The 19,872-nt window shown below is 69.6% G+C and carries 20 protein-coding genes and 2 tRNA genes; 7 read left to right on the forward strand and 15 right to left on the reverse strand.

The features are described 5' to 3' along the window. Entirely contained in the window at positions 1 to 945 is a 945-nt protein-coding gene (locus AQY21_RS12565; protein ID WP_058097994.1) for a hypothetical protein, read from the forward strand. On the opposite strand, the gene AQY21_RS12570 is transcribed toward AQY21_RS12565, so the two are convergent. The 5 genes from AQY21_RS12570 to meaB all read right to left on the reverse strand — a co-directional run bounded on the left by AQY21_RS12570 (position 933) and on the right by meaB (position 4,115). Beyond that, on the reverse strand, positions 933 to 1,286 hold the full coding sequence (locus AQY21_RS12570) for a hypothetical protein (protein WP_058097995.1): 354 nt from the start codon (positions 1,284 to 1,286) through the stop codon (positions 933 to 935). The genes AQY21_RS12565 and AQY21_RS12570 overlap by 13 nt on opposite strands. Then, a complete protein-coding gene (locus AQY21_RS12575) occupies positions 1,286 to 1,702 on the reverse strand; it encodes a DUF6484 domain-containing protein (protein WP_058097996.1) in 417 nt (138 codons plus the stop codon). Before AQY21_RS12575 ends, AQY21_RS12570 begins: the two co-directional genes overlap by 1 nt. Before the next feature lie 403 nt (positions 1,703 to 2,105). Next, the gene (gene rpmB / locus AQY21_RS12580; RefSeq protein ID WP_011748713.1) at positions 2,106 to 2,381 is read right to left on the reverse strand and encodes a 50S ribosomal protein L28; all 276 of its coding nucleotides are present in this window, start codon (positions 2,379 to 2,381) and stop codon (positions 2,106 to 2,108) included. A 155-nt stretch (positions 2,382 to 2,536) separates the two neighbouring features. Continuing rightward, on the reverse strand, positions 2,537 to 3,118 hold the full coding sequence (locus AQY21_RS12585; protein WP_058097997.1) for a methylated-DNA--[protein]-cysteine S-methyltransferase: 582 nt from the start codon (positions 3,116 to 3,118) through the stop codon (positions 2,537 to 2,539). Next, the gene (gene meaB / locus AQY21_RS12590) at positions 3,102 to 4,115 is read right to left on the reverse strand and encodes a methylmalonyl Co-A mutase-associated GTPase MeaB (protein ID WP_152988218.1); all 1,014 of its coding nucleotides are present in this window, start codon (positions 4,113 to 4,115) and stop codon (positions 3,102 to 3,104) included. Before meaB ends, AQY21_RS12585 begins: the two co-directional genes overlap by 17 nt. Before the next feature lie 145 nt (positions 4,116 to 4,260). Here meaB and AQY21_RS12595 point away from each other — a divergent pair, with 145 nt between their 5' ends. The 3 genes from AQY21_RS12595 (at position 4,261) to AQY21_RS12605 (ending at position 6,901) form a co-directional block, all read left to right on the forward strand. Continuing rightward, entirely contained in the window at positions 4,261 to 4,620 is a 360-nt protein-coding gene (locus AQY21_RS12595) for a hypothetical protein (protein ID WP_058097999.1), read from the forward strand. A gap of 62 nt (positions 4,621 to 4,682) precedes the next feature. Beyond that, a complete protein-coding gene (serS, locus tag AQY21_RS12600; RefSeq protein ID WP_058098000.1) occupies positions 4,683 to 5,975 on the forward strand; it encodes a serine--tRNA ligase in 1,293 nt (430 codons plus the stop codon). 56 nt (positions 5,976 to 6,031) lie between these two features. Then, entirely contained in the window at positions 6,032 to 6,901 is an 870-nt protein-coding gene (locus AQY21_RS12605; RefSeq protein WP_058098001.1) for a hypothetical protein, read from the forward strand. On the opposite strand, the gene der is transcribed toward AQY21_RS12605, so the two are convergent. The 8 genes from der to AQY21_RS12645 form a co-directional block, all read right to left on the reverse strand. Beyond that, positions 6,898 to 8,364, reverse strand: a complete 1,467-nt coding sequence (gene der, locus AQY21_RS12610) for a ribosome biogenesis GTPase Der (RefSeq protein WP_058098002.1) — start codon at positions 8,362 to 8,364, stop codon at positions 6,898 to 6,900. The genes AQY21_RS12605 and der overlap by 4 nt on opposite strands. Next, positions 8,361 to 9,683, reverse strand: a complete 1,323-nt coding sequence (locus AQY21_RS12615; RefSeq protein WP_058098003.1) for a PQQ-binding-like beta-propeller repeat protein — start codon at positions 9,681 to 9,683, stop codon at positions 8,361 to 8,363. The genes der and AQY21_RS12615 overlap by 4 nt, the downstream gene beginning before the upstream one ends. Before the next feature lie 83 nt (positions 9,684 to 9,766). Beyond that, positions 9,767 to 10,474, reverse strand: coding sequence for a tetratricopeptide repeat protein (locus AQY21_RS12620; protein WP_058098004.1), 708 nt, complete (start codon positions 10,472 to 10,474; stop codon positions 9,767 to 9,769). Between the two features lie 41 nt (positions 10,475 to 10,515). Continuing rightward, positions 10,516 to 11,427: an EamA family transporter RarD gene (rarD, locus tag AQY21_RS12625; protein WP_058098005.1), complete on the reverse strand. Its 912-nt coding sequence runs from the start codon at positions 11,425 to 11,427 to the stop codon at positions 10,516 to 10,518. Between the two features lie 152 nt (positions 11,428 to 11,579). Beyond that, positions 11,580 to 11,653 (reverse strand) — tRNA-Cys (locus tag AQY21_RS12630). 160 nt (positions 11,654 to 11,813) lie between these two features. After that, on the reverse strand, positions 11,814 to 13,211 hold the full coding sequence (gene gndA / locus AQY21_RS12635; protein ID WP_058098006.1) for an NADP-dependent phosphogluconate dehydrogenase: 1,398 nt from the start codon (positions 13,209 to 13,211) through the stop codon (positions 11,814 to 11,816). A 158-nt stretch (positions 13,212 to 13,369) separates the two neighbouring features. Continuing rightward, a complete protein-coding gene (locus tag AQY21_RS12640) occupies positions 13,370 to 14,632 on the reverse strand; it encodes a class I SAM-dependent methyltransferase (RefSeq protein ID WP_058098007.1) in 1,263 nt (420 codons plus the stop codon). A 242-nt stretch (positions 14,633 to 14,874) separates the two neighbouring features. Beyond that, positions 14,875 to 14,949 (reverse strand) — tRNA-Gly (locus tag AQY21_RS12645). A 200-nt stretch (positions 14,950 to 15,149) separates the two neighbouring features. Between AQY21_RS12645 and AQY21_RS12650 the strand changes: the two genes are divergently transcribed. Together AQY21_RS12650 and AQY21_RS12655 are read left to right on the forward strand one after the other, a co-directional pair. Continuing rightward, positions 15,150 to 15,770 (forward strand): DUF5671 domain-containing protein, encoded by a 621-nt coding sequence (locus tag AQY21_RS12650; protein WP_058098008.1) that lies wholly within the window; start codon positions 15,150 to 15,152, stop codon positions 15,768 to 15,770. Further along, complete coding sequence (locus AQY21_RS12655) at positions 15,763 to 16,197, forward strand: hypothetical protein (protein ID WP_058098009.1); 435 nt, start codon at positions 15,763 to 15,765, stop codon at positions 16,195 to 16,197. The genes AQY21_RS12650 and AQY21_RS12655 overlap by 8 nt, the downstream gene beginning before the upstream one ends. Here AQY21_RS12655 and AQY21_RS12660 read toward each other — a convergent pair. Both AQY21_RS12660 and AQY21_RS12665 read right to left on the reverse strand, forming a co-directional pair. Next, positions 16,194 to 16,646 carry a GNAT family N-acetyltransferase gene (locus AQY21_RS12660; RefSeq protein ID WP_058098010.1) on the reverse strand — a complete coding sequence of 151 codons (453 nt, stop codon included), beginning with the start codon at positions 16,644 to 16,646 and terminating at the stop codon, positions 16,194 to 16,196. The genes AQY21_RS12655 and AQY21_RS12660 overlap by 4 nt on opposite strands. 59 nt (positions 16,647 to 16,705) lie before the next feature. Beyond that, positions 16,706 to 18,055, reverse strand: a complete 1,350-nt coding sequence (locus AQY21_RS12665; RefSeq protein ID WP_058098011.1) for a condensation domain-containing protein — start codon at positions 18,053 to 18,055, stop codon at positions 16,706 to 16,708. 197 nt (positions 18,056 to 18,252) lie between these two features. Here AQY21_RS12665 and AQY21_RS12670 point away from each other — a divergent pair, with 197 nt between their 5' ends. Next, a complete protein-coding gene (locus tag AQY21_RS12670) occupies positions 18,253 to 19,872 on the forward strand; it encodes a (2,3-dihydroxybenzoyl)adenylate synthase (protein WP_058098012.1) in 1,620 nt (539 codons plus the stop codon).

A 19,872-nucleotide genomic window follows, 5' to 3' on the forward strand; every position in this document is an offset into this window, starting at 1 on the left:
ATGGCCGATACCGACGCGCCCTCGGGCAATCCGCTGGACGATCTCGATCCCGCCGAGGTGAGGATCGAGGCCGTGGACGCCTTTCACCTGGGCGGCACGCGCTATGCCGCCAGTTTCGAGTTGACCGACATCCATTGCGAGTTCTCGCGGTCCTTCCTGCTCGACATCGATTTCGGCGAGACGCTGACCTTCACGGTGCGGTTGCAGATCGAGGATGCGATCAACTCCCATGCCACGCTGGCGCCGGACAGGCATGTCGTGCTGGAACTGGGCGGGCTGATGCATGACCTGACGCCCGCGGGCGACGGCATCACCGCCTTGCCCGAAGGCGTGTTGCGGCGGATCTGGCATCTGGAAGACGGGCCGCAATTCGTCTTTGGCGACCGCGGCGTGGCCTATATCCGCGAACCGGGCGGCGGCTGGGAGTTGATCGCCCCCCATGATCTGGCGGTGCTGCGCGACATTCACGGCAGCTCGGCCCAGAACGTGCATGCCTGCGGCCATGGCGGATTAGTGCTGCGGCTTGAAGGCCGGGCCTGGGTGCCGGTGGAGATCCCGGACCAGCGCAATCTCTATGCGCTGGAGGTCTCGGCCGATGGTGCGATGCATTTCGGCGGCGCCGAGGGCACCGCCTTTGCGCTGATCGACGAGGAACTGATCGCGCTGGAGGCCGCGCCCTGGGATTATTTCGGCATTTGCAGCTTCAGGGGCCGCCGCTACTGGACCGATTCCTCCTATGGCATCAGCGTGCAGGAGGGCAACGCGCTGCGGCCCTTCCGCAATCTCGGCCAGGGGTTCTACATGCACGCCTCGCCCGAAAAGCTGGTGGTCTCGGGCTGGAAGGAGATCTTCATCTTCGACGGCGAGACCTGGGAAGGGTTCGAGATGGGCTATGACGGCAATATCTTCCTGCGCCGGCTCGACATGGCGGATTACGGCGGCTGACCCAGCCGCTCGGCCAGATAGGCCCTGACCTTGTCCAGGTCCAGCGCGGCCACCCGCAGCCCCTCGGCGCCGGGTTGCAGCATGCGCAGCACGAACAGCTCGCCCGGCTCGGGATACTCGGCAAAGCGCGCCTCGGCGATGCGCAGCCCCTCGGCGCCGGCGACACGCAGCCCGTCCAAATGCGCCTCCAGCCGTTCCAGCAGGCGGGCGACGCGCAGGGCGTCCATCTCGGGGTTTTCCTCGGGGAAAAGCATCGCCCGGTCGTAGAGCGTCCACAGGAAGGCCGCCTGCTCGGCGTGTTGGCGCAGGATCTCGGGCAGGGCAGGGGCGGGGGGATACATCAGTTCAGATTGATCGAGCCGCCGCGGATGCGGTTCGCCGCCGAGGCGTGGCTGACCAGATAGGTGCCGCGGATGGTGATATGGCCGTCCGCCTCCATCACGATCGAGGCCTTGCCGCAGCGCAGCTCGATGCGCTGCTGGGCGGTGATGCGTACGGGCTCGCCATCGGCGGCGGCGACCGGGCCGGGCGGCCGGGCCGAGACGATGCGGCCGATCACCAGCGGCCGAGTTGCATCGCCATCCTCGAACAGGATGGCAAGCTCGGCGCCGATATCGCCCGGATCGAACCGCACCAGGCTGCGCGCCGGAACCGCCTGGGCCGAGGGATTGCCGGGAAAGACCACCAGCGGCCGCCCCTCATCGAGGCCAAGCAGCATGCCGATCACCACGCCGCCGCGAATATCTTCGCCGATCATGTCCAGCCCTCCGCCCCGGCTGCAACGATGATAGCATGGTCGGGGGCCAAGTTCACCGGGATTCCCGTGCCGAAATCCCCGGGAGCCATCTGCGATTGCTGGCATATCCGGGACATCGCTGCCGGCGCGGGCGGGAGCAAACCGGCCCGATGCCCGCCATGCCGGGCAGGGTTGCCTCGTCGTCCTGGGGGGACAGGCCGCCGGCGGCAGCCTGCCGCGGCAGCGCGTCACGCAAGTCACGGCTCAGCGGCGTACAAGGCTTGCTCCAGGATGGTGCCGGACCGGGGGGCTAGATGTCGGCCCGCGGAACAGCGAGGCGGGATATGAGAAAAGCCCCGCCGTTGCCGGCGGGGCGCATCGCATGTGACCGGGGCCCGGAATCGGCGGGCGCGGTCGAAGGGGATCAGGCTTTCGCCAGCTCGCGCTTGATCTTCAGGGCGCGATCCGACAGCTCGGCATCCTTGGCTTTCGCCAGGAAGGCATCGAGGCCGCCACGGTGGTCGACCGAGCGCAGCGCCGCGGCCGAGATGCGCAGCTGGTAGCTGCGGCCCAGCTTTTCCGACAGCAGCGACACTTCGTTCAGGTTGGGCAGAAACCGGCGGCGGGTCTTGTTGTTGGCGTGGGAGACGTTGTTGCCGCTCATCGGGCCCTTGCCGGTCAGTTCGCAAACGCGCGACATGATCTTGTTCCTTCGATTCGATCCTGCACGGGCGTGGGCCCGCAATATGAAAGGGCGCCGCGTGGCAGCGCCCGGAAATCCGTTTGCGGGGGATAAAGCCAGACGGGCGGCGCGTCAAGCCTTTTTGCCGGGCTTTTCCACCCTGCCACGGCGGTTCAGGGCGCGAACCGTTCGGCCTCGTGGCGGATCAGCGCCTGCTTGCGCCACAACCCGCCGCCATAGCCGGTCAGCCCGCCATCCGAGCCGATCACCCGGTGGCAGGGAATCACCACCGCGATCTGGTTGGCGCCATTGGCCCGCGCCACGGCGCGGATCGCCGAGGGCCGGCCGATGCGCCGTGCCAGTTCGGCATAGCTGATGGTCGCGCCCGCGGGCAGGCGCTGCAATTTCCGCCAGACCTGCTGCTGGAAATCGGTGCCATGCAGGGCCAGCGGCAGGTCGAACATCGCCCGGTCGCCGGCGAAATAGCCGGTGATCTGCGCCTCGGTCCGGTCGGTGACGGCGGTGCGGCCGGGGGCGATGCGGCCCCTGGCGGCAAGGCGGCGCAGCTCGGCCGGCAGCGCCGCGCGTTCGAGGAATTCCAGCAGGTGCAGCCTATCCCGGTCGGCGACCGCGATCATGGCGCCCAAGGGCGTGTCGAACCATGCGGCCGCAAGCTCGGCCGGTCCCTGCGGCTGGCCCAGGATCTCGGCCAGCAGGGCGCCGGGATCCGCCTGCGGGTCAGGCCCGGCGCTCATGAGCCTGTCGCTCGGCGATCAGCGAATCGCATTCCGCCGCGCCCAGCCAGTCGAGCATCCGGGCCGCCGCCGAATCGGGATCGCTCTCGCCCCGCGCCACGGCATCGCCCAGCTCGCGCAGGCGGGCGCGCACCTCGGGCCGGTCGAGACGCGCCAGCAATCCGGTGCGCAGTTCCGAGAGGAACCAGTGCCGCGCCTGCTCGGCCCGGCGGCTCTCGAAATGCCCGTGCTCGCGCCGCCAGTCGGCCAGCCAGGTCATGTTGGCCCAGGCCTTGTCCAGCCCCTCGCCGGTATAGGCCGAGACCGGCAGCGCCTTGGGGAAGCCCTCGGGGTCGTAGGGGCGCTTGCGCAACAGCCGCAGCGCGCCGGCGTAATCGGCGACGGTGCGCATGGCGGTGTCGCGCAGCTCGCCATCGGCCTTGTTGACCAGGATGATGTCGGCGATCTCCATGATGCCGCGCTTGACGCCTTGCAGCTCGTCTCCGCCGGCCGGGGCGAGCAGCAGGATGAACAGGTCGGACATCTCGGCCACCAGGGTCTCGCTTTGCCCGACGCCCACCGTCTCGATCAGCACCACGTCGAAGCCCGCCGCCTCGCAGAGCCGCACGGTTTCGCGGGTGCGGCGGGCGACGCCGCCGAGTTCGGCGCGCGAGGGCGAGGGGCGGATGAAGGCGTTGGGATCGCGGCTCAGCGTCTCCATCCGGGTCTTGTCGCCCAGGATCGAGCCGCCGGAGCGCGCCGAGCTGGGATCGACGGCCAGCACCGCGACCTTGAGGCTCTGCGCGGTCAAGAGCTTGCCGAAAGCCTCGATGAAGGTGGACTTGCCGACCCCCGGCGTGCCCGACAGGCCGATGCGCAGCGCCTGCCGCTCGGGCAGCTCGGCAAGCAGGGCCACGGCGCGGGCGCGGTGGTCCGGGCGGGTGCTTTCGATCAGCGTGATCGCGCGGGACAGCGCGCGGCGGTTGCCCTGCGTCAGGGGTTCGGTCAGTTCGTCCATGCCCATCCCGGCTGCATCCTTGCGACGCGGGGGCCGATTGCCCCCGCACCCCCGTGGATATTTCCACACGGAAGACATGTAAACGCCGGGCGGTTGTGGCGGATCGGCGCGGGGGGTAAGTCTGGCGCGGGAAACGGAGCGGGTCATGCTGACACGGCGGGCGATTCTGGCCGGGATGGCGGCGATGGCGGCAGGGCCGGCGGCGGCCGCCGCCGGGTTGCAGCTGTTGATGGTGCGGCGCAAGGGCTGCGTCTATTGCGCCCAGTGGGACCGCGAGATCGCCCCGGTCTATGGGCAGCATCCCGAAGGGCGCGCGGCGCCGCTGCTGATGGTCGATCTGGACGGGCCCTATCCGGACGGTCTGGTGCTGGCGCGGCGGCCCTGGCTGACGCCCACCTTCATCCTGTTGCAGGGCGGGGTCGAACTGGTGCGATTCGAGGGCTATCCCGGGCGGGAGCGGTTCTTCGGCGTGCTGCGCGACATGCTGGCCGAGGCGGCGGGCTGAGGCTTTCGCCTTGCGCCGCTTTGGGTTATCCGGGGCCGCGTAACCTGTCAGAGGAATGGGCCATGCACGACATCCGCGCCATCCGCGAAAACCCCGCCGCTTTCGACTCTGCGCTTGCGCTGCGCAACATGGCCCCGGTTTCGCCCGAGATCCTGTCGCTGGATGCCGACCGCCGTTCCCGCATCGCCGCCGCCGAGGCCGCGCAGGCCGAGCAGAACAGGGCCAGCAAGGAGGCCGGCGCCGCCAAGGGCCGCGGCGACGAGGCCGAGTTCCAGCGGCTGCGCGCCCTGGTCACCGCCAAGAAGGACGAGACCGCCCGGTTGCAGGCCGAGGCCACGGCGCTGGATGCCAAGTTGCGCGAGCTGTTGCTGACCGTTCCGAACCTGCCCCTGGACAGCGTGCCTGCTGGCGAGGACGAGAACGACAATGTCGAGATCCGGCGCTGGGGCGAGCCGCGCAGCTTCGACTTCACCCCGTGCGAGCATTTCGAGATCGCGGGCGTCCGGCCCGGCATGGACTTCGAGACCGCCGCGAAGTTGGCCGGATCGCGATTCGTGGTGTTGAAGGGCGGTGTCGCCCGCCTCCATCGCGCGCTGTCGCAGTTCATGCTGGACCTGCATGTCGCGGAGCATGGGCTGGAGGAGACCTGGGCGCCGGTGCTGGTCCTGTCCGAGATGATGGAGGGCACCGGGCAATTGCCGAAATTCGGCGAGGATAGCTATCAGACCCGCGAGGGCTGGTGGCTGATCCCGACCTCGGAGGTGACGCTGACCAATACCGTGAACGGCGATCTGGTCGATCATGCCAGCCTGCCGCGGCGCATGGTGGCGCATAGCCAGTGCTTCCGTTCGGAAGCCGGCAGCGCGGGCCGCGACACTTCGGGGATGCTCCGCCAGCATCAGTTCGAGAAGGTCGAGATGGTCTCGATCACCGATGCGGAATCGGGGGTCGCGGAGCATGCCCGTATGACCCGCTGCGCCGAAACCGTGCTGGAGCGGCTGGGCCTGCCCTATCGCACCATCGTGCTGTGCGGCGGCGACATGGGCTTCGGCGCCCGCATCACCCATGACCTCGAGGTCTGGCTGCCCGGGCAGGGCAAGTATCGCGAGATCTCCTCGGTCAGCTATTGCGGCGACTTCCAGGCCCGGCGGATGAACGCGCGCTATCGCCCGGCGGGCGGCGGCAAGCCGGAGTTCGTCCATACGCTGAACGGCTCGGGGCTGGCGGTCGGGCGGACGCTGATCGCGGTGCTGGAAAACGGCCAGCAGGCGGACGGGTCGGTCATCCTGCCCGATGGGCTGCATCCCTATCTGGGCGGCAAGACGCGGCTGGGCGCCGACGGGGTGCTGGCCTGACTTAACAAAAGCTGGATCGCGCGAAACCCGCCGCGAGCGGGCGGCGTTTCCTGCCCATGTCTCGCTTGGGCGCCCTGCTGTTGATCCTGGCGGTGCTGGCCTTCATTGCCAGCACGTTGTTTCACGCCCTGCTGCCGGACCAGCGGGCCATGGCGCCGGCGGCCATCGCCGACCCGGGGCTTGCGCTGTCGCCCTGGCAGGGCTTTCCCGGCGGCCCGGCGCCGCGGGTCGATCTGCCGGCGCTGTTCCTGCGCCCCGAAGGGCTGGGCATGGCCGGGCTGCTGGGCACAACCTGGGCGGCGCTGGCCTATCACGCCGGTCGGCGCTGGTTCGAGAGGCGGCGGATGCGCCTGGCGCGCGCGGCCGCCCGGGAGGAGGAGCGCGAACTGCCACCGCAAAGCGCCGGCCCGCCGACCCCGGGCCATCTGCTGCGGCTGCACGAGCAGGACGACAGCCTGGTCGAGCATGCACCGCTGATCCTGGGGCTGCTGGCGGGGGCGGTCTGGCCCTGGCTGTTGCCCGGCCAGCCGGTCATCGCCTTCCTGCTGTCGGCGGCGATGCTGGCGGGCTTCCTGGCGGCGGCGCTGCGGGGCATCCGGGTCGGCAGCCTGGTGCGGCGCAGCTCCTTGCTGGGCTTCGTCGCGGGCTGGGGGCTGCTGGTCAGCTTCGCCGTGTTCACCGGGTTGCTGCGCGACCGGCTGGGCGTGCCGCAGGAGGCCGCGGCGGTGATCGCCCTGCTGATCGGTTCGGTCGCCGCCGTCAGCGTGCAGTTGCGGCTGGGGCGGCGGATCGGCTTCAGCGTGGCGTTGATCTGGGGGCTGATCGGTATTGCCGCCGCCACCGTCACCACCGATGCCGCCATCGCCACCATGACCGTCATCGCCATCGCCATCATCGCCGTGGCGCTGGTGCGGGTGACGACCTAGGCGCCCTTTGGCTTCTGCCGCTGCTTGTGCTTGGACAGCGCACCGGACTGGTTGATCTTGCTGGCCTTGTCCTTGTAGGGGTTCTTGGTTCCCTGGTCGCGGAAGGTCAGCCGGATCGGCGTGCCCGGCATGTCGAAATCCTGCCGCAGCCCGTTCACCAGATAGCGCTGGTAGCTGTCGGGCAGCTTGTCGGTATGGGTCGCCATGACCACGAAGGCCGGCGGCCGGGTCTTGACCTGGGTGATGTAGCGCAGCCGGATGCGGCGGCCGCCCGGCGCCGGCGGCGGATGCGCCTCGGTCATCGCGCCCAGCCACTGGTTCAGCCGCGCGGTCGGGATGCGGCGGTTCCAGACCTCATGCGCCTTGAGGATGGCGTTGTGCAGCCGGTCCAGCCCCTTGCCGGTGCGGGCCGAGACGGTGACCAGGGGCGCGCCCTTCAGCTGCGGCAAGAGCCGCTCGAAGGCCTCGCGCAGCTCCTTGAGCTTTTCGGGCTTGTCCTCTTCGAGGTCCCATTTGTTCGCGGCGACGACCACGGCGCGGCCCTCGGTCTCGGCGAAATCGGCGATGCGCAGGTCCTGCTGCTCGAAGGGGATACCCACGTCCAGAAGCACCACCACCACCTCGGCGAAGCGCACGGCGCGCAACCCGTCGGCGACGGAAAGCTTTTCCACCTTATCGGTGACGCGCGCCTTTTTGCGCATCCCGGCAGTGTCGAAGATGCGGACCGGCGTGCCCATGAAATTCGTGCTGACGCTGATCGAATCGCGGGTGATGCCGGCCTCGGGTCCGGTCAGCAGCCGGTCCTCGCCCAGGATCTTGTTGATGAGCGTCGATTTCCCGGCATTCGGCCGGCCGATCACCGCGATCTGCAAGGGCTTGCTTGCCGATGGGCGCCAATCCTCGGCCTCTTCGCCATCCTCGACGGCGACGTCGGTCTCGGGCGCCTGCTGGACGTTCTGCGCCTCGAAGGCTTCGGCCAGCGGCACGAGGGCGCGGTAGAGGTCGTCCATGCCTTCGCCATGCTCGGCCGAGATGCGCAGGGGCTCGCCCAGGCCGAGCGCATAGGCTTCCATCGCGCCCGCCTCGCCGGCGCGGCCCTCGGCCTTGTTGGCGGCCAGGATGACATGCCTGGCCCGCCGGCGCAGGATATCGGCGAAATATTCGTCGGCCGCGGTCACGCCCGCGCGGGCATCGATCACGAACAGGCAGACATCGGCCTCATCGACCGCGCGCTCGGTCAGGCGGCGCATGCGGCCTTGCAGGCTGTCGTCCTCGGCGATCTCCAGCCCGGCCGAATCGACGACGATGAAGCGCAGGTCGCCCAGACGCCCCGCGCCCTCGCGCAGGTCGCGGGTCACGCCGGGCTGGTCATCGACCAGGGCAAGCCGCTTGCCGACAAGGCGGTTGAACAGCGTGGACTTGCCGACATTGGGGCGCCCGACAATGGCGAGGGTAAAGCTCATCTGTATGCGATCAACTGGCCGTCATGGGTGACGACGTAAAGGGTCTGGCCCGCGACGGCCGGGGCTGCGGCGGCGCCGCCCGGGATCTGGGCGGTGCCGATCAGCGCGCCCGAGGCGGGATCGAAGACGCGCAGATAGCCGTCCGACGAGGCGAGGTAAAGCTTCGATCCGGCCAGAACCGGGCCGTAATGGTTCCAGACCCGGTCCTGCTTGCGGACGATCTGTTCGGTGAAATAGGGCAGTTTCTGCGCCCAGACCCGGCCGCCATTGGCCGCGTCCAGCCGGATCAGCTGCGCCTGGTCGTTCACCAGGAAGATCGAGTTTCCGGCGGCCAGCACCGGGCTCGCCGCACCCTCGCGGGCGTGCCATTTCATCATGCCGGTGCTCAGGTCATAGGCGCCGACGCCGCCGGCGCTGGTGCCGGCGTAAAGCGTATTGCCCAGGATGACCGGGTCGCCGGTCATGTCGCGGAAATAGCTGACCGCGCGGCCGAGCCGGGTTCCGCCGACATTGGCGACCCAAAGCTGGCTGCCGTCCGAGGCGTCGACGCCCGTCAGCGCGCCCGTGTTCGACGGAAACACCACCGTGCCGCCCGAGAGCGCGGGGGCCGAGGCGCCCATCACCGCGGCCATGTCCTTGTTGCCGAAGCTGCGCCACAGCACCTTGCCGTCATTGGCGCGCACCGCCCAGCCGGTCTGCTCGCGGTCCAGCACATAGACGACGCCGTTCGCGACCGTCGGCGCGCCGCCGATCGCCGCTTCGACCTTCTGCCGCCAGGCGATGCCGCCGGTGCGGGCGTCCAGCGCCACCAGCTCGCCATAGCCGGTGGTCGCGAAGACCCGGTTGCCCTCGAAGGCCAGCCCGCCGCCCGAGACGCTGCGGTCGCTTTCGCCGGCGGGGCGCAGATCGACGCTCCAGACCCGCCCGCCGCCGGCGGTGGTGGCGGTGACGGTGGACTGGCTGTCCAGGGCAAAGACCAGCCCCGCCGCGACCACCGGCTCGGCGGTGATGCGGTGGCGCTTGTCCGACGCGGTGCCGATGGGCGCTGCCCAGACCCGGCGCGTGCCGGCACCAAGCGCGACATTGCCCGGCGCATGGGCGGCGTTGCCGGCGCGCTGCGACCAGTCGGCATTGGCGCGCACCGGCGGCAGGGACAGGGCGGCGGTGGTCGGCGCCTGGGCGCCCTCGGCGGCGGGACCGTCGGGCGACAGCACGGCGCGCGGATCCAGCCGCTCTCCGGGCAGCGGCGTTTCGCGTTGGGTGCAGGCCGAAAGGGCGGTCAGGCCAGCCAGAGCGGCGATCAGGGACAGCCTCGTCATCGCTTTCTCCTCTATCCGGGCCGGGCGTGAAATCGGGATTCGGCCACGGGCGCCTTGGTTCGGTTTGCCGGCGGGGCCGGCCATCAATTCGTGGCGGGGGCCGGCATTGTCTGCGGCATGGTCTGCGGACCGGGGGTCTCGCCGCGCTCGGGCTCGACGCCCAGGGTGATCATCATCTCGGACAGGCGGCGGCGCAAGGGTTCGGAGAGACCGTCCTTTTGCTGGATCTGGCCGATCAGCATGACGGCATCCTCGGTGCGGCCGGCGCCGATCAGCGCCACCGCCTTCTGCTCCAGCGCCAGCAGCTCGAACGGGGCGCCGGGCTTGGACAGATCGGCCAGCAGCCGGTCGCGCTCGGCCGCATCCATGGCCGGGCCGGCCACCATCACCGCCTTGAGCAGCGCCAGGTCGCGCAGCACCGGATCGTCCTGAAGGCCGGCCGCGACCGCCTTGAGCCGCTCGGCCGCCTTTTGCGGCAGGCCGGCCTGGGCCTCGGCGCCGGCGGCCAGCATCTCGGACAGCGCCTTGCGGCCCGCCGAGCCGGCGGCATCGACGGCGGTCAAGGCGGTGATGGGATCCTGGCCCTGGCGGGCGGCCAGGACGGCGTCGCCCCAGGCCTGGGCCCGGGTCTTGGCCTGGCTGCTCGAATATTCCCGCCAGGCGGCTCCGCCGACGATCGCCAGGATCACCAGCAGCGCGATCCAGCCATAGCGGCGGAACAGCGCGAACAGCCGGTCGCGGCGCAGATCCTCGGTGACCTCGTCGATGAAGCTGTCGTTCTGATTGGCCATGTCGCCCCCGGATGTTCTTTCGCGCTGTTCTATACGGGGTTTCACCCGTTTGCCAATGGCGGGGCGTGGCGGGACTGGCGCAGGGCCGAGACGGAATAGATCGCCAGTGCCGCCCAGATCATCGCGAAGGCGATCATGTGCCAGCCGGTGAAGCTCTCGCCGAACAGCAGCACGGCGCAGAGGAATTGCAGCGTCGGGTTCAGATAGAACATCAGCCCCAGCGTGGCCATTTCCACCCGCCGTGCCGCATAGCTGAACAGGATCAGCGGCACCGCCGTGATCGCGCCCGAGGCGATGAGCAGCAGCGTGACCGGCAGATTCGCGCCGAAGCCCAGCGGCTCGGCCAGCGGCGCCGGCATCAGGCCAAGCGCCTGGGCGATGAGCCAGCCGAGCGCCAGCGGCGTCAGCAGGGCGACCTCGGCCGCGACCGACAGCACCGGACCCAGCGGCAGCGCCTTCTTGACCGCGCCATAGAGGACGAAGGTGGTGGCCAGCCCCAGGCTGATCCAGGGCACGACCCCCAGCCCCCAGGTCAGCAGCGCCACCGCCAGGGCGGCCAGCAGGACGGCCAGCGCCTGCGTCCGCGTCAGGCTTTCGCCAAAGACCAGCACCCCGGTCAGCACCGCGACCAGCGGGAAGATGTAATAGCCCAGCGAGCTTTGCACCACATGGCCGGCCTGCACCGCCCAGATGAACATGCCCCAGTTGGTCGAGACCGTCAGCGCGGCAAAGGCGATCCGCCCCAGCTGGCGGCCGGCCAGGGCGGCGCGCAGCTGGCCCAGCCGGCCCTGGGCGCCCAGCATGACCAGAAACAGCGCCAGCGACCAGACGGTGCGATGCGCCAGCACTTCGACGGTCGGCACGCCGGTGAGGGCGCGGTAGAAGATCGGCGACAGGCCCCAGGTCACGCAGACCCCGATCATCGCCCAGAAGCCCTTGGTCCATTCGCTCATGCGCAATTCCTTTCCGTGCGGCCAGCCATGCGTCCGATTCGCTGCGAGGGCAAGGGCAGGCGCGGCTTCGTCGGGACGGGCCATGCGCGAAGTCCCGGCCAGCGCCGATCTTGCAGCGAGGCCGGAAAGCTCGAACAGGTTGTCGAGGATTTTGGAGGCGGGTACCGGAATCGAACCGGTCTTCACGGATTTGCAATCCGCTGCGTAACCTCTCCGCCAACCCGCCGGAGCCTCGCGTTTGCTAGGGTTTTCGTCGGGCGCGGTCAAGGGGGTTGTTGCCTTGCTCGCCGCTTTCCCGAAAACCGCCTGGCATTCGCTTCCGAGGCCGGGTCGGTGAAGGCGTTCGCCCGATCCTCGTCACGTAACCGCAGATCCGTGGGACGGATTCACTTCGCCGCCCAGGGCCCATGGTGGCTGTCCCGGCCGTCGAGGCGGTCGAAGCCATGCGCGCCGAAGAAGTCGCGCTGCGCCTGGATCATGTTCGCCGTGCCGCGGCCGGTGCGCATCATATCGAACCAGCCTAGCCCCGAGGCCAGCGCCGGCAAGGCATGGCCGTGCAGCACGCCCTGCGCCACCACCGCCCGCAGCGCCGGCATCGCGGTCTCGAGCTTCTCGGCGAAGAACGGCGCCAGCGCCAGGTTGCGCGACGGGTCCTCGGCCAGCGCCGTGGCCATGTTGTTCAGCATCGCCGAGCGGATGATGCAGCCCGCGCGCCAGACCCGCGCGATCCCCGGCAGGTCCAGCTGCCAGCCGAAGGCCCGGCCCGCCGCCTCGATCATCGCAAAACCCTGCGCATAACACAGGATCTTGCCGGCGATCAGTGCCGCCTCCAGTTCGGGCAGCGCCAGCTCCAGCGCCTGCGGGGCGGCAGCGAAACGCGCTTCGCCCGCCTTGCGCTCGTCGATGCGGGCCGAGACGTTGCGCGCCATCACCGCCGCCTCGATCACCGGGATCGGCGCCGCCAGGTGCTGCGCCTCGATCGCGGTCCAGCGCCCGGTGCCCTTTTGCCCGGCGGCGTCCAGGATCACGTCCAGCATCGGCGCCCCGGTCAGCGGATCGGAGGCCGCGGCGACGGCGGCCGAGATCTCGACCAGATAGGATTTCAGCGCCCCCCGGTTCCAGCCGGCGAAGGTCTCGCCGATGGCGGCGGCCGGCATACCCAGCCCGTCGCGCATCAGCCCATAGACCTCGGCGATCATCTGCATGTCGGCATATTCGATGCCGTTATGCACGGTCTTGACGAAATGCCCGGCGCCGGCCTCGCCCATCCAGGTGGCGCAGGGGGTGCCGTCCTCGGCCCGGGCGGCGATGGCCTGCATGACGGGGGCGATGCGGTCCCAGTCGGCCCGCGCGCCGCCGCCCATGATGGCGGGGCCGTGGCGCGCGCCCTCCTCGCCGCCCGAGACGCCCATGCCCAGGAAGCGCATCGGCAGGCCTGCGGCGGCGCGGCGGTTGGTGTCGTGGAAATTGGCGTTGCCGGCGTCGATCACCAGATCCTCGGGGCCGAGCAGCGGCGCCAGCGCGGCGATCTGGTCGTCGACGGCCGGGCCGGCGGGGACCATCAGGATGATGGCGCGAGGGGGCGCGATGGCGGCCACCAGCTCGGCCAGGCTTTCGGTCGGGATCACGCGATCCGCCAGAGCGCCGGCCTGGGCGTGGAAGCGGCGCGTGACCTCGGCCGTGCGGTTCCAGACCGCGATGGGAAAGCCCTTCTCGGCGATGTTCAGCGCCAAGGCCGCGCCCATCGTGCCAAGGCCGATCAGGCCGATTTCCGCCTTCGTCATTTCGGTTCCGCTCCGTTTCGCTTGGCATCGCCCGGGCCCTGCCGGGGCGATGGATGTCCCAGATCCTCGGCTTTCGGCCGATGTTACCGTTAACTATGCGCAGGCGGCCCCGCTTGCCAAGGGCCGGCCTGCGCATTGTGAAGGCGCATCGCGCCGGATCAGCGATAGATATGGTCCCGCCTGAAGGGATAGGCGGATTGCGCACCGGGCAGGTCCGGCGTCGCCATGGCGGGATCGGGATGGATCAGCAGGATCTGGTAAAGCGCTACCCAGCCCTGCTCGAAGGCCAGCGCGCAGCCGGCCAGATACAGCCGATAGGCCTGCAACACCTCGGCCGCGCGGTCGGGCGGCATGGAGCGCGCCAGAACCCGCTCGGCTTCGGGGAGCTTCGCCTCCAGCGCGTCGGACCAGGCCCAGAGCGTGCGGGCGTAATGCGGCCGCAGATTCTCGGTATCGACCATTTCCAGCCCGGCCTGGGACAGGCTGCGAATCGCCTGGCTGACATGGATCAGCTCGCCGCCCGGGAAGATGTATTTCTCGATGAAATCGCCCAGGCCGCCAGCGACCATCGCATCGTCCAGCCCCGAGGCGGCGATGCCGTGATTCAGCGCCAGCCCGCCAGGCCGCAGCAGCCGGCGCAGGGTCTCGCAATAGGTGCCCATCCTGGCGCGCCCGACATGTTCGAACATGCCGACCGAAGCGAGCTTGTCGAAGGGCCGGTCGGGCACCAGGTCGCGATAGTCGCACAGCCGGATGCGCACCCGATCGCCCAGACCCTCGTCGGCGATGATCCGGCTGACATGGTCGAACTGGTTCTGCGACAGGGTGATGCCGGTGGCATCGACGCCGTAATGGCGCGCCGCATGCAGCAAGAGCCCGCCCCAGCCGGCGCCGATATCGACGAAGCGCTCGCCCGGGCGCAGGTCCAGCTTGCGGCAGATCAGGTCCAGCTTGGCCTCCTGCGCCTGCGCCAGCGTCATCTGCGGCTTGGCGAAATAGGCGCAGGAATAGACCCGGCGCGGATCGAGCCAGAGCGCATAGAACTCGTCCGAGACGTCGTAATGCGCGCGGATCTGCCTTGCATCGCGGCTGCGGCTGTGGTGCAGCACAGAGAGCAGATGATAGAACAGCCGCTGCCAGGGCTTGGGCGTGATCGGCTGGCCATCCCCGGGCACCAGGGCGGCGACGACCCGCATCAGGTCGCGCATCGAGCCCTCGATCCGGGCGCGGCCGCGGACGATCTCGTCCCCCAGCCGGCCCAGCCGGGCCGAGGCCAGCGGCGCCAGCGCGGCCATGTCCTTGAAGGCGATGGTCACGCGTGCATCGGGCGGGCCCAGTTGCCGTCCCGAGGGCAGGCGGACGGCCAGCGGCACGTCGAGTCGTTGCAGTTTCCGTTCGATCAGAGCTTCCAGAGCCGGCATGATTACCTCACGCTTGGCTGGCCGCGATTCGGGGGATTGTGGTTGCGACGCGCGGCAGCTTGTTCCTGACGACTGTCCCGGACATGGCAGCCGGGGCAACTCCGATTGCCATACTAGCGCCAATTCCCGGAAAATGGCCAGAGGCGGGGTGAACGATCTGCTTCAGGTTGATTGAAGGCCGGGGCCGAAAAGCCGAAAGCGGCCCGAAGGCCGCTTTTCGCTTGATCCCGAAGGAAGAATTTTGGAGCGGGCGATGAGATTCGAACTCACGACCCTTACCTTGGCAAGGTAATGCTCTACCCCTGAGCTACGCCCGCGCTCCGTCCCGATGGCGCTTCGCCTTCGGTGAGGCGTCATTTATGGGAGCGCGCCGGGGGGTGCAAGGGGAAAAATCGCGCCTTCGGGAAAATTTTCGCCGCGACGCCGGGGCAGGGCGAAACTGCCCACGGGCAGGGTCCAGACAGGCTTGACCGGGCCTTGCGCATGGCGAAACCTGCCGGCCAGACAGGGGGTGCCGATGAAACCATCCGACCAGCTTTCCGAATTCGTCCGCCGGGCCATGGCGCAGGGCGGCGACCGCGACGGCATCGCCCGGGCGCTGGCCCATGCCGGCTGGTCCGCGCCCGAGATCGACGAGGCGCTGGGCGGCTGGGAGGCGGTCCCCGGCCTGCCGCCGGTGCCGCGCCCGCGACCCTATGCCTCGGCGCAGGAGGCGCTGCTTTACGGCCTGCTGTTCCTGTCCTTGGGCATGATCGGCTGGCATGTCTGCGAGCTGGGCATGGCGCTGATCGACCGGCTGCTCCCCGACCCGGCCGACAGGCCCTATTACGGGCCGGGCAGCTCGATGCGCTGGTCCATCGCCTCGCTGATCGCCTTCGTGCCGCTGTTTCTGCTCCTCAACCGCAGGGTGGCGCGGATGAGCCTGGGCGATGCCGGGCGGCGGCGGTCGCTGGTGCGCAAATGGTTCGCCTCGCTGACGCTGCTGGTGGTGGCGCTGGTGTTCCTGGCGGATGGCATCTACGTCATCTACACGCTGCTCAATGGCGATCTGACCGCGCGTTTCGCTGCCAAGGCCGCGCTGGTGGCCGGGGTCGCAGGGCTGGTCTTTGCCTATTACCGGGACGAGCTGAATGATTAAGGGCTGGGCCACCATCGCCATCGCGCTGCTGGCTGCGGTCGCCGTCGTCGCCGGGCTGGCGCTGACCGGCGGCCCCGGCCATGCCCGCAAGGAGCGCCGCGACCGCGAGCGCGAAAGCGACCTGGCCGATCTCGGCCGGCTGGTGGTCTGCCTGGCGCGCGAGAACGGCGACCGCCTGCCCGAGGCGCTGGAGACCACGCCGCCCTGCGACTGGCAGGTGCGGCTGGCCGATCCCTTCACAGGCGTGCCCTATCGCTACGAAGTGACCGGGCCGCGCAGCTATCGGCTTTGCGCCGGGTTCGAATTGCCGCCGCGCCGTTCGCCCGGGCTGGCCGAGCGCGATGAGACGGGTTGCAGCGCGCGCAGCTTCATCCCGGCCGGGCCGCAGCGGCCGGGGGCAGGGGCGACGATTCCCTATCGCGACTAGGCCAGCGGCTTTTCCATGTAGATCCGGTGTAGCCCGGCTTCGTGCACGCGGCAGGTCTCGGCATAGCCCAGCCGGGCATAGATCGCCTGATTCTCGATCATCGCGACATGGGTGTAGAGTCGCAGCCGGGGCAGGCACAGCGCGCGGGCGCGGGCCTCGGCGAAATCCATCAGCCGGCGGCCAAGCCCCAGCCCCTGCGCGGCGGGCGAGACGGCGACATTCTCGACCAGCAGCGCATCGGATTGCGGGACCAGCACGATCAGGCCCAGCAGCGCGCCGTCCCGTTCCAGCAGATGCGTCCGGCCGGCGGCAATGCACGCGGCATGGTCGTCCAGCATCGGCCCCGGCTTGCGGCCGATGCGGGCGATGTAATGGCCATAGGCGTTGTCCACCAGTTCCCTGACCCTGGCCAGATCGCCGGCCGTGGCGAGGCGCATGTCGCTGTCCATCCCGTCCCCTCCCGTCCGGCGCAGTCTGCGCCCGGGCAAAGGGGGCGGGCAAGGGCGTGTCAGCCCGGCAGGCCCGCCAGCGGGCGCGACAGGCTCTCGGGCGCCAGCGCTGCCGAAAGAAAGCGCGGCAGGCCCCCGGACAGCCGGGTGAAATCCTCGGGCGGAGTCAGGGTCGGATCGGCCTCGACCAGCAGCTCCAGCCCCTGCGCCTCGCCATCGCCGCGAATGGTGATGTTGAACCCGTCGCCCGGCCCGTTCGACAGCACATGCCGCGCGGTCTCGCAGCCGGCGAAGCGCGCCTCGTCAAAGGGCAGCACGTTGATCAGCGGCGAGAAGAAGAAGCGGCTGCGCGGCTCCATGCCGTAATCCTCGGCGATCTGCTCGATGCGATAGCGGCCATGGCGGCGCAGCTTGCGCAGCCGCGCGCCCAGCCGGTCCAGCGCCCCGGCCAGCGGTTCGTCCGGGTGCAGGGTCACGTCCAGCGGCAGAATGTTCACCACCAGCGCCGGGACCGAGACGGCGACGCTGCCCATGCGGCTCATATAGGGCAGCCAGACCGGCATGGCGATGCGGCCCCGGTCCTCGGCCAGCCGCTCGGCCGAGCCGTCGCGCAGATGCAGCGCCGCCCAGGCGGCGCAAAGCACCGTCAGCAGGTCCGGCCAGCCCATGCCGACCTCCTGCGCCTGCCGCATCAGCGCGGGGCGCAGCGCCGACAGGTCATGCGCGGCGCAAAGCGCCTCCGCGGGATAGTCCTCGGACCCCTTGCGCAGCACCTTGGGGCGCGGCTCGGCGGCCAGCACCTCGGCCCAATGCCGCCCATCGGCGGCGTGGCGCGGGCTGGCGCGATAGTCGGTCTCCTCGTTCAGATAATCGGCCAGCGGGCGCAGCGGCTGGCCCGGATCCGCGCCCTCGGCCAGAGCGGCGTAAAGCTGGGCGCAGCGCCGTTCGATCAGGCCCATGGCATAGCCGTCCAGCGCGATGTGATGGCCGCGGTTGAACCACAGGCAATGCCCCTCGGCCAGCCGGATCAGCCATTGCGCCGCGATGGGCTGGTCCAGCAGGTCCAGCGCCGCGTCCACATCGGCCTGCATCAGCGCAAAGGCATGCTCGCGCGCATCGGTGCGGTCCGACAGGTCGAGATGGCGCAGCGCGGGGCGGCGCGCGGGATCGACCCGCTGCACCGGCCGGCCATCGGCACCCAGGCTGAAGCGCAGCGCCATGATGTCGGTCTCGGCGATGGTGGCCGTTATGGCGCGGGCCAGCGCCCCGGGATCCGCGACCCCGCGCAATTCGATGGCATGGGCGACGGTCGAGACCGCCTCGCCGGGATGGAACCGGAACTCTTCCCAGAAATCCAGCTGGGCCAGCGTCAGGGGCAGCCACAGCCCCTCGGCGTGATGATGCGTCATGAAATCCTCTCCCATGCGGGAGTTTGGCGATCTGAACGAGAGAGTGCTGGCTTGGTTGCAACCCGGGGGCGGCGGCTGGCTTGCTTCGAGAGAGAAAGCGGGATAAAAATACTCAACTATTGACGCCCGTCAAGGTGCCGCAGGTGCCTTGTGCGGGTTGTTGCCAGCCGGAATAGCCGTCCAAAAGCAGGTGTCCCATGATCGAATTCAGTCCCTGGCCTCAGGATCTCGCGCAACGCTATCGAGAGGCCGGCTACTGGATCGACCAGCCGCTGACCCATATCCTGGACGCGCAGCTGGCCGCCAATCCCGAGGCCGAGGCGCTGGTCTGCGGCGACCGGCGCTTCAGCTATGCCGATCTGGACCGGCTGTCGCGCAACCTGGCCGCCCGCCTGGCGCAGCAGGGGCTGGGCCATGGCGATACGGCGGTGGTGCAGTTGCCTAATGTGGCCGAGTTCTTCGTCGCCTTCTTCGCGCTGCTGCGAATCGGCGTGGTGCCGGTCAACGCGCTGTTCAGCCATCGCCGGCTGGAGCTGACCGAATATGTCCGCCAGATCGCGCCGCGGGTGGTCATCGCCTCGCGCCAGCACGAGCTGTTCCGCGACGACGCCTTTGCCGAGGAACTGCGGGCCGGCGGCGTCGCGCATCTGTTGCTGCTGGGCGAGGACGAGCCCGAGCGCAGCCTGGAGCATTGGCTGACCCCTGGCGGCGACCTGCCCGAGGGCGCGGGGCCGACCCCGGCCGATCAGGTCGCCTTTTTCCAGCTGTCGGGCGGCAGCACCGGCACGCCTAAGCTGATCCCGCGCACCCATAACGACTACGACTACAGCATCCGCGCCAGCGTCGAGATCAGCGGCGTGACCTCGGCCACGCGCTTTCTTTGCGCATTGCCGGCGGGGCACAACTTCACCATGAGTTCGCCGGGCACGCTGGGGGTGTTCCATGCCGGCGGCACGGTGGTCATGGCCCCCAGCCCCGAGCCGCTGACCTGTTTCCAGATCGTCGCGCGCGAGCGGATCACCATGGTGCCGCTGGTGCCGCCCGCCGTGGCGCTGTGGCTGCGCGCGGTCGAGGAGGATTCCGCCCGCCGCGCCATGCTGGACAGCCTGGAGCTGATGCTGGTCGGCGGCGCCAGCTTCGCCGAGGCGACCGCGCGCCGCGTCCCCGACCTGCTGGGCTGCCGCTTGCAGCAGGTCTTCGGCATGGCCGAGGGGCTGGTGAACTACACCCGGCTGGACGATCCGCCCGAGGTGATCTTCACCACCCAGGGCCGACCGATCAGCCCCGACGACGAGGTGCGCATCCTGGACGAGGACGGCAATCCTGTTCCCGACGGCACGCCGGGCGCGCTGGCGACCCGCGGCCCCTATACCTTCCGCGGCTATTACCGCAGCCCCGAGCACAATGAAAAAGCCTTCGATGCCGAGGGCTTCTATCACTCGGGCGACGTGGTGGTGTGGCAGGGCGGCAACCTGCGCGTCGTCGGCCGCATCAAGGACCAGATCAACCGGGGCGGCGAAAAGATCGCCGCCGAGGAAATCGAGAACCTGCTGGTCCGCCATCCCGACATCACCCATGCCGCGCTGGTCGCCGCGCCCGACGCGCATCTGGGCGAGAAAAGCTGTGCCTTCCTGGTGCTGCGCGAGGGGGCGGGCAAGCTCTCCCCGCCGGCGTTGCGCCGGCACCTGCTGGAGCTGGGCGTGGCCGAATACAAGCTGCCTGACCGTTTCCGCTTCCTGCCCGAACTGCCGCTGACCGCGGTGGGCAAGATCGACAAGCGCCGCCTGCGCGACAGCCTCGTGGCCGAAACCGCCTGA

The sequence above is a fragment of the Paracoccus sp. MKU1 genome, assembly GCF_001447385.1.
GTDB lineage: Bacteria > Pseudomonadota > Alphaproteobacteria > Rhodobacterales > Rhodobacteraceae > Paracoccus.

Coding starts and splice junctions, on each gene's coding strand:
- AQY21_RS12565 (WP_058097994.1), top strand. CDS start 1: ATGGCCGATACCGACGCGCCCTCGGGCAATCCGCTGGACGATCTCGAT.
- AQY21_RS12570 (WP_058097995.1), bottom strand. CDS start 1,286: ATGTATCCCCCCGCCCCTGCCCTGCCCGAGATCCTGCGCCAACACGCC.
- AQY21_RS12575 (WP_058097996.1), bottom strand. CDS start 1,702: ATGATCGGCGAAGATATTCGCGGCGGCGTGGTGATCGGCATGCTGCTT.
- rpmB (WP_011748713.1), bottom strand. CDS start 2,381: ATGTCGCGCGTTTGCGAACTGACCGGCAAGGGCCCGATGAGCGGCAAC.
- AQY21_RS12585 (WP_058097997.1), bottom strand. CDS start 3,118: ATGAGCGCCGGGCCTGACCCGCAGGCGGATCCCGGCGCCCTGCTGGCC.
- meaB (WP_152988218.1), bottom strand. CDS start 4,115: ATGGACGAACTGACCGAACCCCTGACGCAGGGCAACCGCCGCGCGCTG.
- AQY21_RS12595 (WP_058097999.1), top strand. CDS start 4,261: ATGCTGACACGGCGGGCGATTCTGGCCGGGATGGCGGCGATGGCGGCA.
- serS (WP_058098000.1), top strand. CDS start 4,683: ATGCACGACATCCGCGCCATCCGCGAAAACCCCGCCGCTTTCGACTCT.
- AQY21_RS12605 (WP_058098001.1), top strand. CDS start 6,032: ATGTCTCGCTTGGGCGCCCTGCTGTTGATCCTGGCGGTGCTGGCCTTC.
- der (WP_058098002.1), bottom strand. CDS start 8,364: ATGAGCTTTACCCTCGCCATTGTCGGGCGCCCCAATGTCGGCAAGTCC.
- AQY21_RS12615 (WP_058098003.1), bottom strand. CDS start 9,683: ATGACGAGGCTGTCCCTGATCGCCGCTCTGGCTGGCCTGACCGCCCTT.
- AQY21_RS12620 (WP_058098004.1), bottom strand. CDS start 10,474: ATGGCCAATCAGAACGACAGCTTCATCGACGAGGTCACCGAGGATCTG.
- rarD (WP_058098005.1), bottom strand. CDS start 11,427: ATGAGCGAATGGACCAAGGGCTTCTGGGCGATGATCGGGGTCTGCGTG.
- gndA (WP_058098006.1), bottom strand. CDS start 13,211: ATGACGAAGGCGGAAATCGGCCTGATCGGCCTTGGCACGATGGGCGCG.
- AQY21_RS12640 (WP_058098007.1), bottom strand. CDS start 14,632: ATGCCGGCTCTGGAAGCTCTGATCGAACGGAAACTGCAACGACTCGAC.
- AQY21_RS12650 (WP_058098008.1), top strand. CDS start 15,150: ATGAAACCATCCGACCAGCTTTCCGAATTCGTCCGCCGGGCCATGGCG.
- AQY21_RS12655 (WP_058098009.1), top strand. CDS start 15,763: ATGATTAAGGGCTGGGCCACCATCGCCATCGCGCTGCTGGCTGCGGTC.
- AQY21_RS12660 (WP_058098010.1), bottom strand. CDS start 16,646: ATGGACAGCGACATGCGCCTCGCCACGGCCGGCGATCTGGCCAGGGTC.
- AQY21_RS12665 (WP_058098011.1), bottom strand. CDS start 18,055: ATGACGCATCATCACGCCGAGGGGCTGTGGCTGCCCCTGACGCTGGCC.
- AQY21_RS12670 (WP_058098012.1), top strand. CDS start 18,253: ATGATCGAATTCAGTCCCTGGCCTCAGGATCTCGCGCAACGCTATCGA.